This is a genomic window from Aeromonas sp. 2MA4 (genome assembly GCF_029237305.1).
GTDB lineage: Bacteria > Pseudomonadota > Gammaproteobacteria > Enterobacterales > Aeromonadaceae > Aeromonas > Aeromonas salmonicida.
Genome location: NZ_JAACFY010000001.1, coordinates 37,999 through 52,830, shown reverse-complemented (window position 1 = coordinate 52,830; position 14,832 = coordinate 37,999). Strand labels below are relative to the sequence as shown.

The following is a 14,832-nucleotide window of genomic DNA, read 5'->3' as shown; positions in this document are numbered from 1 at the left end:
ACTAATGGGTATGACATGGAGACCCTACTTGTCGTTTTATAGACTTTTTCCACAAATTTCAGTGTGACATCCGTGGTATTAGTAGACTCTGCATAATCATGGTTGTGGGGAGTTCCAATGAATTTAGCCCCTTGGTTTGTCCCTAAGTCTGGGTAGCATTCTGCCAGCGTAGAAACGCCAATCAAGTCAATGATACTGTATGGCTGTACAACAATTTGTGCATTTGACTTGATGGCGCATGTTGCACTTTCTGTTGCAGGGCATTTGAACTGACTAATGGTGATAGGTTTTAATTATTAAGATATTGCCATTATTATATATCAATTTGTATGATATCACCATTATTACATCCAGCATGCAAATATGTTACCTTCTTATTAAGTAAGTATGCAATTTTCAACATTGAAATTATTTCAGGATCGCCACTATAACCTTCACATGTAGTCGTGCCATCTAACCAAGTGATATGGTATAGGGTAGTTGAAGAGGGAGTATGTGTGGCCTTTAAAGTTTTAATCTCTACATTCTCAAATGTTGTATTTTCTGCATGTACTGTCAGAGAGAACATGAGAGCTAACAGTAGCGAACTTCCTGTCATTATTTTTTTAATAACGTGCTTCATAATATCAATCCTTATTTGTATTGTATATGTAGTTGTTTCTCAAATCAGCTATTTAGGAAACAACGTCGAGGTCGAGTACGGTGATTATTTTCTCTAATATATTTGGGGTCATGTCTACACAAGTATCATCATCTATTTTTTTCGTTTTCATAGCCTCTGTTGTAAAGTATCCTTTATTAAGTTGAGTATCTTTTAGCTTATACTTGCCGTGTATATACATCCAATCTTGAGGGTTTAAAGAAAACACACTTTTTTTCTGTGCCATTTGACTTAAACCAACAGATATGGCATTTAATAAACTTGAAGAATCATCTCCATTATTAAAGCGGATCATGTTTTGGTATACTCTGGAGAGAGTATCAAAATATGCGGCACCAACAACTACGTGCGCATTGCTTTCAAAACCTTCATGCGGGTCATCCGAACGCTGGGCTGGACCAATAAATAAATTACCTGGAAGCCATGCATAAAATTGCTCGAATGTGTCAAACCCTGGAGCCAATGCAGTTCCTCCTTGCCTTGCTAAACCATAACGATGGGCTAGGGCTAAATTACCAGCGTCAACAAGATCATTACCAAGATTGCCACAATCAATACCATTTCTACTTGCGTAAAAACGGAGATTATCTGAGTAGGTATAAAAAAATCCTCCCACATTAGAAAACTGGTTACGCTCAGCAAGTCGATTGTAAAAAGTACGTAGTACATTAAATGGTATTATGTGGTGTCTAGACACTTCAACAGGATATTCTGAACCAGAGCCCTGTGAAGTTAAATCTGTATTGTAGTTACGCATGGCTGGGTATGGTGCAGATGGCCTAGCACCTATATTTAACTCAAAATTACCAATAGGAAGTTGATCATTTTGATTAGCCAAGCTAATGCTTGGAAGTAATAACATCATTATAATGTGAAGTTTTAATCTATGTTTCATGGCTGGTCTCTGGATAGAGTGGGTATAATATTGCCGCATTAAACTAGCTCAGTCGGATTTCTATAATCAATGTTAATTTATTCCTTTTTGTCTAAACAAGAAATAAATCTGGCGGGGCCCGCTCGACCCCCATTTTTTCGAGGGGGTTCACATATTAATGCTTGGTGTGACAAAAAATGTCTCACCAAGCATTAATATGTGGATCTGATATTTTTCTATAAACCTTTGTGTCAACCATTAAGTTGTAACAAGGCATTTCAAAAGCTATCGAGCTTTAGATTTATTTATGTATAAAGGATTTGGTGTTTCTTCATTTTTTGCCGTAGGGCGAGCATATTGTTGAGTAGTATTCAGCACTATTTGCATAATTTTGATAATACTGCGCACGTCTTGATTGACGGAATATCTACACCACACGGTCATTATCCGATGTCCAGAAGAATTCGGCATTGGACAGCTTTTCTTGCCACGCCTCGATGGGAGGTTGTGGCCATGTCTGCAGATCAACCGTATCGCGTAGCCTACCGAGCTGGGCGCTGGCCGCTTCGGCGTTCCCATCCTCTAAGGCACCCAGTAACGCCAGAGCATAATCGGCGCCGGCTGCTGTCATGCTGGCCAGCCAGGCAGCTGGATCTCCTGACTGGGCCAGCAGGCCCCGCACATCCTTGAGCTCCGCCAGGCGTTTTGCCTCCTGGCGTCTGGCTTCGACCTCAATATGATACGGCGATGGCGCGCTGGGTTGTGAATACGGGTGTTGTTCGGTGACTTTCAAGTCACCATGCCGGATGCACACGAACCTATCACCAACCCTCACAACCGAGCCGCGCCGGATCATGGCCACATCATCCGCATCCAGTCCCAAATGGAATAGATTACTATCGCTCAAGAGATCCTCTTTAGATCCTTGGTGATCGCCGCGTACAGTTATTGCCAGAGCTCCAAGGGGGGAAAGACCCTCGCTTCGCTCGACACCCACTAACTCGCTGCGCTCGCCCACACCGACAGACACCCCAGCCTGTGCCACTGATGCGGCGTGTGAGCCACATTTACGCAGTACCCACTCTCCGGTGCGGGTCGGTTGAGTGATGCCGTCACAGGCCCTTACGCCCACGAGCTTTGTCATGGCTTCGCCGTACTGGTTGGGTTCGCTAAAGGCGGTGCGGTAGATACTCAAGGGGCGGGCATCACGGCGGCAGCAGGGGCCGCCCATGGCCTGGGTGAAGTTCTTCCAGTCCACGGCATCGGCGTAACGGCGGCACTCTTCCATGATGGGGCTGGCCAAGGGTGCAACGACGATCCCTTTGGCTTCTTGCAAACGGCCAGGCAGCCGGCGCAGCTCGCGCCATATACCGACCGGCGGCCCTTTCAGAGGTTGGAACTGGCGCAGGCCCCAGAGCGAGGCCCAGGCCCGCACCCGGCGGGCGCCTTCGGTGGCGGCCGTCTCGGCTTCCAGATCGCCTTCGTCGCCGACCCGGTACCCGTCGATATTCTTGGCGATGTACTTGACGATATAGCCCACGGCGCCGCCCTTCTCCTTGTCCATCACCTTCCAGTCAAAGCGGGGAGTGATATCGCTATAGGGCTGCTTGCTGTCGGGGTGGCGCTTACGCACCAGATCGCCTTTGTCGTGGCTCAGAGCGTAACGCTGCAGGATGCTGATCAAACGGTGCTGGTGTTCAGGTTTGACCCAGATCAGCAGGTGCCAGTGCGGTGTCCCGTCGTGATGAGGTTCAACCACTCGGAACCCGAAATATTCTATGGGGTCCTCAGTTGGGGGGAGGTCGCCAACCTGGGAAAGGTTGCGTGCCAGTGCTGAGCGGCAGCGTTCCCACAGCTTGCCGATATAGCGCTGGGTATCGCGGGGCGATGAGCCGTCATATTTGGGGTTTTCGGTGGTGCGGTCAGGCTGGTTTGGCTGTGACTTTTTGATGGTCTTCCAGGGGTGATATTTACTCGGCGCTGTCCAGGTAAAGAACAGACCCACATAACCCATTTCATCGGCCACATCAGAAAAGCCCCGAGCCCGCACAACCAGTTCATGGCGGCGGTTCTCGGGATTGGCGATGGACGCTTTGACCGCATCTTCCAGGCTGATGATGATCTCTTCCTGGGCGTTATAGGCTTCCATGTCCTTGAGCCAAGCTGCTGCCATCTGCTGGCGCTCGATGAAGGCCCGCAGCCCCTGGCTGGATACATAGGCAGACACCCCCCGGCGAACGTGGCCCAGTAGGATGGCGCAGTGCTCACCATACTGTTCCCATATCTTGCGCAGTTTGCGGGCCCACCACTTGGGGTCAATCCAGCGCACAAAGTGTGCGGCAATAAAGGCATCGCGGGTCTCGGCTGTTTTGAACTTGGGCAACCGTGGCAGCAACCCCCATGCAGCAAGTGGCTGGCTGCATACCTTCCAAAGCCGGAGCGCCGGTACCTGCTGATCGCCAAAGTCGGTGGTGGCATTAAACAGCCTCATGACCCGCTCAACGTAGTTCACGGCCAGGCGCTCGCGGTCTTCTTTGGTACGCAGAGACTCCAAGGGTTCGGGGATGGCGTTTTGCACTTGCCGCAAAGTGGTGATGCGACTTGATAGCCAGCGGTTGGCATCCTGGCAGATGGCCACACCCTTGAGCACATCCGGGGCACGGCGTATGCAGTAGCCAACAAATAGCTCGGCTACCAGGTCGTTTGGTAGTTGTACCCCTGGCCCACCTCCCTCGCGTGGAATGGGACGATCAAGCAAGTCAAGCGCCCAATCCAGTGCATATGCCCCGGTGATGCCGACAAAATAGGATTTGATGGTCTCGATCCTGGTATCGATATCGCCACCGGCGAACTCAGCACGGCGAGCAGCAGGCAGGCGAGCGGCAGACAATGGATAGAGAGAGACACGACGACACGCCATGATGCGGCGCGCCATGGCTTTTGTGGACACAGCCAATTTCCAGGCAGCGGGCTGCCTGGGTGGTATGGGCTTGGCGTCAAATAGCTCGGTGTAATAGTCCCGCATCAGAACGGCAGGTGCTCGTCACAACGCAGGTTGGCGAGATACCGCTCCTGGTGAGCAATGGTATCCAACGCATTCATGCGGTCGCGGCGCGTCCATCTGCATTCAAAGAGCAGGCGGCACAAGGCGAATTTTGGTGCTGGCAGGCGAGCCTCCCGCAAGGCAAGGAGCTCGCACTGGCACTGACGCAGGGCTTCCAGCTTTACCTTGGCGATGAATGACAAGGCGGCAATGTCGGCCTCAAGCTCCGCGTGCAGCGCTGAAAAGTCTGGGGTGTTCTTGGTCATCGGATCACCTCGCCTTGTTCATGCAGAGGGGCTGACTCTTTCCACCAGTCACCGATCTCGGTGGCCAGTGCCGTCTCACCCTGTCCCAAGGCTTGCCAGTAGATCGAACGGATCGCCCCTAGTGCGAGTAGCTCAGCTGTTTGCATCAACGGGGCTTCACGAGCGCCGATGAACTCAGCTCTTGCAGTAAGCCAGTGCATGCTGAGACGACTTGCAACAGGAACCGAGCCCAGTCCGTCATCCCCCTCTTCATCGCCATCGTCCATCAGGGTTGCCGGGTTACTGGTGGCAACCAGGTGTATCTGGATGTACTGCTGGCCAGAGTGGAGTCCACCCAGGCATATCCGGTTATCCTCGGCGCGGGCTGCGAACATATCGGCAAGCAACCCCTCGATCAGTTTGGGGGCCTGACGGGCAATCTTGATTGCGTCGCTCATGATGGTTTCCTCATGGATGGGGCTGCTTGCGCAGCCCCTGATGGGATTAGTAGGGTTGGGTCGGGCGTACTTGCTCGGGGATGATCAGCGAGCCTTTCATGAGCCAAACGGCATAGTCCGACAGGCCTGGGGTGTTAATGATGCGCAGCAGCAGGCCGCCACCAATCTCGCGATAGCCCAGCTCGTAGTTCTTGAGCGTGGTGGGGGGGATATCCAGCTGCTGGGCAAACTTGGGACGGCTTAATCCCAAGGATTCACGCAATTGGCGCAAGCGCTGGCGAGTTCCGTCGTTCAGGACGGTCATGGATGGCATTTCAGTGTTGGGCATGGTCATGGTTGTGACTCCGGCAATGGGCGATAGCGTTAAGGTGGCAATGGAGGTCGAACCAACGTACGGCCTCAATTTCCACTCTGCGCGGATGGAAGAAGTTGGATTTGGACGGCGGGACCTGTTGTGTTGCAGACAGACGCAAAGCCAGCAGAGTGCTCCTCACTCCATGGCCGGCTTCGCGAGGGCCGATAGGGAAAAACGTCACGCCACCCCCTCCACAATTTGAACCCGGCCACTGGTCAAGTTTTCAAGCCGGGCATAGCCATGCAGACCGCGCAGCCAATTGGTGCCGATACAGGTGTACCCCTGCAGAAAAAGGTATGTGTGCGCGTCTTTGATCCCGGGAACGGTACGGCGCGAAATCACGGCAGCACTTGCCATCAGAGACCCCCTTTGCGATGACTGACCAACGCAAACAGCGAGCCCCATGCGATAGCGGTAGGGCGTTCGGCAACAGCGATACGGTCAGGATGAAAAACGAAGTGGCGGCCAGCGTGACCAGCCAATTTGTGTTGTTGGAGTCGGGCATTGCGGACAGCCCGATCAATAGGTAAAATTTGCATGTCAACTTACCTTTCTAAAGCGGTTGATAAAGGACCCCGTTAGGTGTTTGCGGCACCAGTGATCGGGGTTTTCTTTTGCCCGTAATTTACGGGCGGGTGCTGGTTGACCAGCGTATTCAACAGATGTTTGCTTCTCTCCAGCCGTTCGGCCTGGTGTGTAATCTCCTTCGGTTTTCCTCTTGATTGTTCTGCTGGCACACAACCCTCGTGCCATTCGTAATGGGACATGCAGCCATGGAACAGAGATTGCCATTCGAGCCTGATCACGGCTTGGCGTATTGCCTCCCGGTCACCCTTAACCATTGCCGTGATGGCTTGCTCGGCGTGGGAATCTGGATTCAGGCGTGCGATGTAGCAGATGGCACTGCGCTGGTCGCGATTGGCGGTGAGCCAGTAACGAGCAACGGCTGACTTGCTGCCCTCGACCTGTTCACGCAGTAACGAAAGTCGTAATGGGTTCATGGTCGTGCTCCTCTTACATCGCCAGTGCTGCAAGTGGTGACATCACCTGGAAGCGCTGCTCGATGTCATTGATAAGCAGAGCAACAGAGCCCATCGCCGCAGTGGCAATACTCATGAAAGAACGGTGCTCGTTATTGGTAATGCGGCCGCGTTCTGTCAGCTCCAGCGTGCGCTGGCCGATGCTCGCTATCTGTGAGTTCAGCTGGATCACTTGGTGAGTGAGTGATGGAGCTCGCTCGGCACTGGGGATTGCGACAGCAGTCAGGCCGCATTCCAGCAACAGGGCATCGAGCAGCGTTTCGTCTTGGGTCGCGTGGTAGAGCGCGATCAGGTCTTCGCCTGAAAGCTTGTGTTTTTGTGCCTGATTGAACTTGTTACGCAGTACATGGGCAGACATGCCAATGCTGGCGGCCACTTGCTCTACGTTGTGATCCTTCGCGAAGCTGGCACAGGCTCCGCGGTAGTGGGGGTGTAGGCTTTTAGTGATATTCGACACTCTGATATCCCTCCAAAGGTCGCTATGGTTTGGTGGCAAACGAGCCACAAACAGAGAGGCATATATGCAGTTCATTCAGACACTCAGCCCAAGCCATGCGAGCCAGCCATCACGGATTTCCTTGGGCCGACTTTCGAAGGCCAATTTCAGCCCCGCATTCCAGGCGGGCAGGTATACGTAGTAGTCACCTTTGGCATTGGGATTTCCTGGAACCTTCATTTCTACGCCGGGTAACTTACCCATCTTGATCATCTCCACCACGGCTTTGCGGGTTTTGCCGATGGCATGGCCAAACGCATCGGCGGTCACTGCATCGGTGTGAACCAATGAAGGGGTTAGACCGACAGCAAACTTGGCTGGCACTTCGGTCTGATTGCTGGGGGTTTTGGTTGCATCACTCATATCTGATACCCTCTCTGGTTACCCCTGCTAGCTGTAGAGAGCTTTCAGGGGCTTTTACTGTGAAATTCCGAATGGAATTTCATATCCCGTTCGGAATAATATGTTTCGAGGAGAAGTTGTGTCAATAGATACATCAGAGAAACTGAAGCTGATCAGAGAGTCAGAGAGGATGAACCGAAAGCAGTTCGCCGAGCTTACTGGCGTTCCATACAGCACACTTACCGGTTATGAGACGTTGGGAAAGGAGATTGGGTTTACTGCAATCCAGAAAATATTCAGCCAACCTAGATTCAGGAAGTACCACAGTTGGTTCATGTTCGATGAAGTGTCACCAGAATCCGGCCAGATCGCGCCGGTTCTCGCACACGTTGGGCAAGACAGCAGTGCGTTACCGCACTCAGACCAGAAAACTGGCTAACCCTACATAGAGATTTTCTCGCCTATATAGAGGCGCGGAGCCTGAACCAGCAGGTATCAACAAGCAGTATCGGAGAGCTTCGCTATGTCGATTAAGAAGCTCGATGATGGTCAGTATCAAGTGGACGTTAGACCGAGGGGACGCAATGGAAAGCGGATCCGGCGGAGGTTTGCCAAGAAACACGAAGCTGTTGCCTTTGAGCGGCATGTGCTGGCGACGCAGCATGACAAGCCCTGGCAGAGTAAGCCTGCAGATGCTCGCACGCTGGCTGAGCTCATCGAAATTTGGTGGGCGCATAAAGGGCAGCATCAAAAATGGGGTACTCATGCGCGCCGCACTTTACTACGTGCAGATCGTTATCTGGGTGAGGTGCGGGTCAATCAGCTTAATGCCCATACTTTAACTTTGTTGCGCTCACGTATGCTGGCCGCAAGCATAACCCCCAATAGCGTCAACCGCCTGGTGGTGGAGTTGAGTGGCATGTTCAACTTCCTCATTGAGGGAGGGTTCTACCACGGTGATAACCCGATTCGGGAACTGAAAGCCTTGAAGGTTGCCCCCAGAGAGATGAGTTATCTTTCCCCACTTGAGGTACAGCAATTGTTAGCTGGGTTGAGCGGGGATGATCGGGGAATCGCAGTGTTATGCCTGAGTACCGGCGCACGGTGGAGCGAGGCTTACACTGTGCGGGCTGAGCATGTGGTCAACCGACGGGTAACGTTCGTAGCTACCAAAAACGGTAAAAATCGGACGGTACCTATCAGTGCAGAGGTTGAGGCTCAATGGGTGGCGAACAAACAAGGGGTGTTGTTTCCCACGGCGAGCTATCTGCGGGTGCGAGAGATATTAAGGGCTGTGAAGCCTGATTTGCCAAAAGGGCAAGCCTTGCATGCACTACGACATACCTTTGCCACTCACTTTATGGCGAATGGCGGGAACATCCTAGTGCTGCAACGGATCCTAGGTCATGCGTCTATCCAGCAGACGATGACCTATGCTCATTTCGCTCCTGATTTTTTACAGGATGCCGTGCAGTTCAATCCTCTGAAAGGTGGAGCTGGTTAGGTGTGAGGTGTCCACATTATTGACCACACCTGACCATTCATGAGGGGGAATGAAAGCTTATCAGAGCTTCCAGCTTAGCTCTTAGGGATTACGGTAGTAAGCCAGGCATAGCAAGGCGCCTGGCTGAATTCCTTGAGTTTGCAGGGCTTAGTAAGCCTGATGGCAGAATGCATAAAAAGGCGCGTTTCGCGCCTTTTTTGTTGCACTGCATGTCAGAGCAAGATATCGCCACCCGGATGGCGGTTTTCTGCTAGAATATGCCCCCTGTGTGAGTCTCGGATGGACTCACGGTCTGGTCTCCCAGGCCCAGTTTGCCGTCTTGTGCTAAGGCGGGTGTAGCAATAGGTTAATCATGAGTTTTGCCGATAGTATATTTCTTCTGATGCTGCTGGTTGCCGGCAGTGTGTTCTTCTCCCTTTCCGAGATCTCCCTCGCCGCCTCCCGCAAGATCAAATTGCAGGTGATGGCCGATGAGGGGAACCGCCATGCCGCCAAGGTGCTGGCACTGCAGGCCCAGCCGGGTAATTTCTTTACCGTGGTGCAAATTGGCCTCAACACAGTCGCCATCCTGGGCGGTATCCTGGGCGAGTCTGCCCTGAATCCGGCCATCAAGGGGTTCATCTCCGGCTTCTATCAAGGCCCCTGGCTTGGCCAGATAAGTTCTGCCGCCTCCTTCGTGTTCGTCACCGGCATGTTCATCCTGATCGCCGACCTGATGCCCAAGCGCCTGGCCATGACCATGCCGGAGCGGATCGCCGTGGTGGTGGTTCGCCCCATGCTGCTGTGCGTGACCCTGCTGATGCCGCTGGTGTGGTTCTTCAATGGCATGGCGAATGCGTTGTTCCGTCTGCTGCGGGTCTCCATGATACGCAACGACGAGATCACCTCCGACGATATCTATGCGGTGATGGATGCCGGCGCCGAGGCGGGCGTTATTCAGCGCGAAGAGCATCAGCTCATCGAGAACGTGTTCGAGTTGCAGTCCCTCGGCGTGACCTCCGCCATGACGGCGCGGGAGAGCCTGATTTACTTCACCCTGCAAGAGGGTGAAGAGAGCATCAAGGCCAAGATCGCCGAGCACCCCCACAACAAGTTCCTGGTCTGTGACCACAACCTCGACAGCATCAAGGGCTTCGTCGATGCCAAAGAGTTGCTGATCCGCGTCATCAGCGGCCAGAGCATAGATCTCAACAGCGGCTCCCTGGTGCAGAACGTCATCATCATTCCCGATACCCTCAACCTCTACGAGGCGATGGAGTATTTCAAGAACCACAGGGGTGACTTCGCCGTTGTGATGAACGAGTACGCCCTGGTTGTGGGGATAGTCACCATGAACGATCTGATGAGTACCGTCATGGGTGAGTGGGCCACCCACGTAGTGGAAGAGCAGATTGTGCAGCGGGATGAAAATTCCTGGCTGGTGGATGGCGTGACCCCCATCTCTGATGTGATGCGTGCTTTCGACATAGAGGCGTTTCCGGATAGCCAGAACTACGAGACCATCGCCGGTTTCATCATGTTCATGCTGCGCAAGATCCCCAAGCGTACCGACTCGGTCAAATACGCGGGCTACAAATTTGAAGTCGTGGATATCGACAGCTACAAGATCGACCAGCTGCTGGTCACTCGGGTTGAACCCATAGTGACCGACAAGTCCGCTCAGGAATCGTAAAGGAGCTACCAAGGAGTCATGAAGATGCAGTCTCATTCCCGTGCGCTGGCCTGTGTGGCGCTTGCCCTGGCGCTGGGCGCTTGCAGTCAGAGCGCCCCCCGCAAGGCGGTTGTCGTTGCCAAACCGGTTGCCGCCAAGGCAGAAGTTGTGCCGCAATCCGATCCCGATGCCGTGGTACAAAGCGCCGTAGTGGAGCCAAGTCCGGTCTTTGATGAGGAGTACCACGGCCCGGATCAGGGATCCCTGGAGTCGGTAACCGCCCTGTTTGCCCGTGGTTACATCGAATCAGCCATGCGTGAAACCATGCTGGCGGCGGTGCACAGCGACTATCCGCTGCTCGGCATGCGGGATGTGCGGTTGACCGATCCTGTCTCCAAGTTTCTCACCTCGACCCAGGCTGCCACCACGGCCCACGACTATCTCTATGCCGGTGTGCAGCGTCGTCTCGGTCGTCCTCTGAGCCCGGCCCAGTGGGCGCAGATCTGGCAGGGATTGCCCCAGCAGGGGCGGGTCTCTGACTGGACCAAGCAGATCAAGCGAGTGCTGGCAGGGCGTTAAACCGCCAGCTAACCAGACAGCAGTGAGGCCACCCTTGGGTGGCCTCACTCATTTCTACCTTTCCTCATCTTTGCGTTCTGATTTCTGTTGATACCGATTGCTGGCTGCACTGCTTTGCTTTATCTTATTTTAGCCATCTAAACATCTATATGCTTTTATGGCTGGTATTGATAGGGATGCCTCACCACGATGAGGCCCGGCGACGCACAGCCGCAGAGCAACGCTAAAGAGTGCATGGCAGCTCAAAAAAGCTGCAAATCGACAAAGCAGACAAACACAGAACAACAAAGAGACACGACAGATGGAAACACAGGCATTGTGGGTACTGGATGGTGGCATGGGACGCGAGCTGGCACGGCGAGGGGCGCCATTTCGCCAACCTGAATGGTCGGCGCTGGCGCTGATGGAGGCGCCACAGACGGTGCGCGAAGTGCATCAGGCCTATGTGGCGAGCGGTGCCCGTGTCATCACCACCAACAGTTATGCCCTGGTGCCGTTTCATATCGGTGCCGAGCGATTCGCCGCCGAGGGGGAAGCGCTGGCGGCGCTGGCTGGCCAGCTGGCCCGTGAGGTTGCCAATGAGCAATCGGGCTCGGTGCAGGTCGCAGGATCCTTGCCGCCGCTGTTTGGCTCCTACCGCGCCGACCTGTTCGAGGCGGACAGAGTGGGCGAGCTGGCCACACCGCTCATTCGGGCGCTGACGCCCCATGTGGACATCTGGCTGGCCGAAACCATGAGCCTGATTGCCGAGCCGCTGGCCCTCAAGGCGCTGTTGCCACAGGATGGCAAGCCGTTCTGGGTTTCCTTCACCCTGGAAGATGAAGCGCCGGGCTGCGAGCCTGCGCTTCGTTCCGGTGAGCGGGTGGCGGATGCAGTCACCGCACTGGCCGCGGTCGGGGTGGACGCCATCCTGTTCAACTGCTGTCAGCCCGAGGTGATCGAGGCCGCGCTGACGGTGGCCGGCGACAGCTTGCAGGCGCTGGGTCGAGGGGATATTCGCCTCGGCGCCTATGCCAATGCGTTTCCGCCCCAGCCCAAGGAGGCGACCGCCAACGACGGGCTGGACGAGATCCGCGCCGATCTTGGGCCGCTGGATTACCTCGGCTGGGCCGAGCGTTGGCGTGCCGTGGGGGCCTCTCTCATTGGCGGCTGCTGCGGCATAGGACCCGAGCATATTCAGGCACTGGCCAGCCGGCTGCGCTAAGGAGAACACATGAAAGAGAGCAAAATAGGCCTCTGGTCCCTCACTGCGCTGGTATTCAGCTCCATGGTGGGGGCGGGCATCTTCAGCTTGCCCCAAAACATGGCCGAGGTGGCCGGTGCCCGCGCCGTGCTGATCGGCTGGGGCGTGACCGGGGTGGGCATAGTGGCACTCGCCGCGAGTTTTCTCTACCTGTCGCGGCTAAGACCGGATCTCGATGGCGGCATTTACAGCTATGCCCGCGCAGGCTTTGGCGATCTGGTGGGTTTTTTCTCCGCCTGGGGCTACTGGCTGTGCGCCACCATAGGTGTGGTGGGTTACCTGGTGATCGCGTTCGCCGCCCTTGGCAGCTTCGTCGATACCCCTGAACACATCTGGTTTGGCGATGGCAATACCCTGGCGGCCTTTATCGGCGAGTCCTGCATCCTCTGGGCGGTGCATCTGCTGGTGGCCCGTGGCGTGCAGCAGGCCGCCCTGTTCAATCTGGTGGCGACCCTGGCCAAGAGCCTGCCGTTGCTGCTGTTCATCCTGTTCGCTTGCTACTGGTTCGACCCTGTGACCTTCGGGGCGGATCAGGGGGGCAGCACGCTTGCTGTGCCGGTCTCCGAGCAGGTGCGCAACACCATGCTGATCACCCTCTGGGTCTTTACCGGCATCGAAGGGGCCGCCGTCTTGTCGGCCCGGGCGAGGAACAAGCGGGACGTGGGCACGGCCACAGTGCTCGGGGTAGTGCTGGCGTTGCTGCTTTATGTGCTCATCTCGGTACTGGCGCTGGGGATATTGAGTCGCCCCGAGCTCGCGGCCATGCCCAATCCCTCCATGGCGGGGCTGATGGCCCAGATGACAGGCTCCTGGGGCAAGGTGCTGATCAGTGTCGGCCTCATCGTCTCTGTGCTCGCTTCTTACGTGAGCTGGACCCTGTTCTCGGCCGAGGTGCCCTACAGCGCTGCCCGCCACGGCGCCTTCCCGGCCATCTTCCGGCGCCAGAATCGCAACGGCACCCCCATAGCGTCGCTGTGGCTCACCAGCCTGACGGTGCAGGGCTGCCTGCTGCTGGTGTGGCTGCTCGGCAAGGGGTATACCAACCTGCTGCTCATCTCCACCTCCATGATACTGGTGCCCTATCTGCTGGTCGGCCTGTTCCTGCTCAAGCTTTCCTTGAGTGGTGAGGGCAATGGCCTGATGCGGACTGTGGCGCTGGTGTCGAGTGGTTACGGCCTCTGGCTGCTCTATGCAGCCGGTGTGGAATACCTGCTGCTCTCCTTGCTGCTGTACGGGCCGGGCCTGCTGCTGTTTCTCTACAGTCGCCGACAGCTTGGTGACCATCAGCGGCTCAGTGGTCGCGAGCGACTGCTGGCCGGGATAACCCTGGTGAGCCTCATTCCCGCACTCTGGTCATTTGCCTCTCCATGAAGGGGATAAGTGATCCTTGCAAAATGAGAGAGCGCCCTGGTGGCGCTCTCTTTTTTGCTCTGTTCCCGGGTTCTGGTTCAGGCGCTGCCGGGGCCGGCCGGTTTGCCAAACAGCACCTTGAGCTTCTCTGACCAGGGCAGGCTACGGGCCTCGCGCAGCATGTCGCGCCACTCGTGGAAGGTGAGGGTGAGCGGATTGAAGCTGCGAACCGGTTTGGTGATGCCAAAGCGGCATGGCTCGGCGGGATCCTCTTCCACAAAGGTGCCAAACAGCCGATCCCAGATGATCAGCACGCCGGCGAAGTTGCGGTCTATGTATTTGGCGTTGCTGGCGTGGTGCACCCTGTGGTGGGAGGGGGTATTGAAAACCCACTCAAGCCAGCCGAGCTTGCCCACCACCTGGGTGTGAACGAAGAACTGAAAACCCAGGCTCAGCAGCACGGTCGCCACCACGGCCTGGGGCGGGAAGCCGATGAGGATCATGGGGATCCAGAACAGCCACATGCCCGAGACGGGGTACATCAGGCTCTGGCGAAAGGCGGTGGAGAGGTTGAGTCGCTCCGAGCTGTGATGCACCACGTGGGAGGCCCACAGCCAGCGCACATGGTGGCTGGCAAAGTGGAACAGCCAGTAACAGCAATCCTGCAGCAGGAACAGCAGCAAGATGCTCCAGAGATTGAGTTCTATGTCGAACAGGCGCCAGCCCCACAGGGCGTCATACAGGTAAGCGATGGCGATGGCCGTCAGTGCGTCACCCCCCTGATGCATCAGGGCCAGGGTGGCGTTGGCGAAGAGATCCTTCCACTGGTAGGTGGCGGTGGGAAAGGCCGCCCCGTGCTTGCGCAGGTAAAGCATCTCCCAGCCGACAAATGCCAAAAAGACGGGGGAGAGATAAAGCAGCAGCAGTTGCACATCCATGTCGAGCGTCCGGTTTGGCCAGTTGTGTTCCAGCATACCGAATGGATTTAAAA

At 55.4% G+C, this 14,832-nt stretch carries 16 protein-coding genes; 5 read left to right on the top strand and 11 right to left on the bottom strand.

The genetic code is table 11. From position 1 onward, the window contains the following. Nucleotides 1–313 precede the first annotated feature (313 nt). The 10 genes from GWQ31_RS00265 to GWQ31_RS00220 all read right to left on the bottom strand — a co-directional run bounded on the left by GWQ31_RS00265 (nucleotide 314) and on the right by GWQ31_RS00220 (nucleotide 7,535). Nucleotides 314–622, bottom strand: coding sequence for a hypothetical protein (locus tag GWQ31_RS00265; protein WP_275908369.1), 309 nt, complete (start codon nucleotides 620–622; stop codon nucleotides 314–316). Nucleotides 623–674: 52 nt separating this feature from the next. Then, nucleotides 675–1,556 carry a hypothetical protein gene (locus GWQ31_RS00260; protein ID WP_275908368.1) on the bottom strand — a complete coding sequence of 294 codons (882 nt, stop codon included), beginning with the start codon at nucleotides 1,554–1,556 and terminating at the stop codon, nucleotides 675–677. Between the two features lie 406 nt (nucleotides 1,557–1,962). Then, nucleotides 1,963–4,485 (bottom strand): replication endonuclease, encoded by a 2,523-nt coding sequence (locus GWQ31_RS00255; RefSeq protein ID WP_275908367.1) that lies wholly within the window; start codon nucleotides 4,483–4,485, stop codon nucleotides 1,963–1,965. Nucleotides 4,486–4,559: 74 nt separating this feature from the next. Continuing rightward, nucleotides 4,560–4,844: a hypothetical protein gene (locus GWQ31_RS00250; RefSeq protein WP_275908366.1), complete on the bottom strand. Its 285-nt coding sequence runs from the start codon at nucleotides 4,842–4,844 to the stop codon at nucleotides 4,560–4,562. Beyond that, nucleotides 4,841–5,281, bottom strand: a complete 441-nt coding sequence (locus GWQ31_RS00245) for a hypothetical protein (protein WP_275908365.1) — start codon at nucleotides 5,279–5,281, stop codon at nucleotides 4,841–4,843. The genes GWQ31_RS00250 and GWQ31_RS00245 overlap by 4 nt, the downstream gene beginning before the upstream one ends. Before the next feature lie 46 nt (nucleotides 5,282–5,327). After that, nucleotides 5,328–5,615 (bottom strand): helix-turn-helix transcriptional regulator, encoded by a 288-nt coding sequence (locus GWQ31_RS00240; protein ID WP_275908364.1) that lies wholly within the window; start codon nucleotides 5,613–5,615, stop codon nucleotides 5,328–5,330. A gap of 198 nt (nucleotides 5,616–5,813) precedes the next feature. Continuing rightward, complete coding sequence (locus GWQ31_RS00235; protein WP_275908363.1) at nucleotides 5,814–5,993, bottom strand: hypothetical protein; 180 nt, start codon at nucleotides 5,991–5,993, stop codon at nucleotides 5,814–5,816. Nucleotides 5,994–6,214: 221 nt separating this feature from the next. Further along, nucleotides 6,215–6,637 carry a hypothetical protein gene (locus GWQ31_RS00230; RefSeq protein WP_275908362.1) on the bottom strand — a complete coding sequence of 141 codons (423 nt, stop codon included), beginning with the start codon at nucleotides 6,635–6,637 and terminating at the stop codon, nucleotides 6,215–6,217. 13 nt (nucleotides 6,638–6,650) lie between these two features. Then, the gene (locus tag GWQ31_RS00225; RefSeq protein ID WP_275908361.1) at nucleotides 6,651–7,133 is read right to left on the bottom strand and encodes a phage regulatory CII family protein; all 483 of its coding nucleotides are present in this window, start codon (nucleotides 7,131–7,133) and stop codon (nucleotides 6,651–6,653) included. A gap of 75 nt (nucleotides 7,134–7,208) precedes the next feature. Then, nucleotides 7,209–7,535, bottom strand: coding sequence for a Cox family DNA-binding protein (locus GWQ31_RS00220; protein WP_275908360.1), 327 nt, complete (start codon nucleotides 7,533–7,535; stop codon nucleotides 7,209–7,211). A 502-nt stretch (nucleotides 7,536–8,037) separates the two neighbouring features. Between GWQ31_RS00220 and GWQ31_RS00210 the strand changes: the two genes are divergently transcribed. The 5 genes from GWQ31_RS00210 (at nucleotide 8,038) to GWQ31_RS00190 (ending at nucleotide 13,862) form a co-directional block, all read left to right on the top strand. Next, nucleotides 8,038–9,018, top strand: a complete 981-nt coding sequence (locus tag GWQ31_RS00210) for a tyrosine-type recombinase/integrase (RefSeq protein ID WP_275908358.1) — start codon at nucleotides 8,038–8,040, stop codon at nucleotides 9,016–9,018. 352 nt (nucleotides 9,019–9,370) lie between these two features. Then, nucleotides 9,371–10,690 carry a hemolysin family protein gene (locus GWQ31_RS00205; RefSeq protein WP_011898555.1) on the top strand — a complete coding sequence of 440 codons (1,320 nt, stop codon included), beginning with the start codon at nucleotides 9,371–9,373 and terminating at the stop codon, nucleotides 10,688–10,690. Nucleotides 10,691–10,708: 18 nt separating this feature from the next. Then, nucleotides 10,709–11,248, top strand: coding sequence for a hypothetical protein (locus tag GWQ31_RS00200; protein WP_005320140.1), 540 nt, complete (start codon nucleotides 10,709–10,711; stop codon nucleotides 11,246–11,248). Between the two features lie 301 nt (nucleotides 11,249–11,549). Next, nucleotides 11,550–12,452 carry a homocysteine S-methyltransferase family protein gene (locus tag GWQ31_RS00195; protein ID WP_059168689.1) on the top strand — a complete coding sequence of 301 codons (903 nt, stop codon included), beginning with the start codon at nucleotides 11,550–11,552 and terminating at the stop codon, nucleotides 12,450–12,452. 9 nt (nucleotides 12,453–12,461) lie between these two features. Beyond that, nucleotides 12,462–13,862, top strand: coding sequence for a basic amino acid/polyamine antiporter (locus GWQ31_RS00190; protein WP_265462269.1), 1,401 nt, complete (start codon nucleotides 12,462–12,464; stop codon nucleotides 13,860–13,862). A 77-nt stretch (nucleotides 13,863–13,939) separates the two neighbouring features. On the opposite strand, the gene GWQ31_RS00185 is transcribed toward GWQ31_RS00190, so the two are convergent. Beyond that, nucleotides 13,940–14,779 (bottom strand): sterol desaturase family protein, encoded by an 840-nt coding sequence (locus GWQ31_RS00185; RefSeq protein ID WP_275908562.1) that lies wholly within the window; start codon nucleotides 14,777–14,779, stop codon nucleotides 13,940–13,942. Nucleotides 14,780–14,832 lie beyond the last annotated feature (53 nt).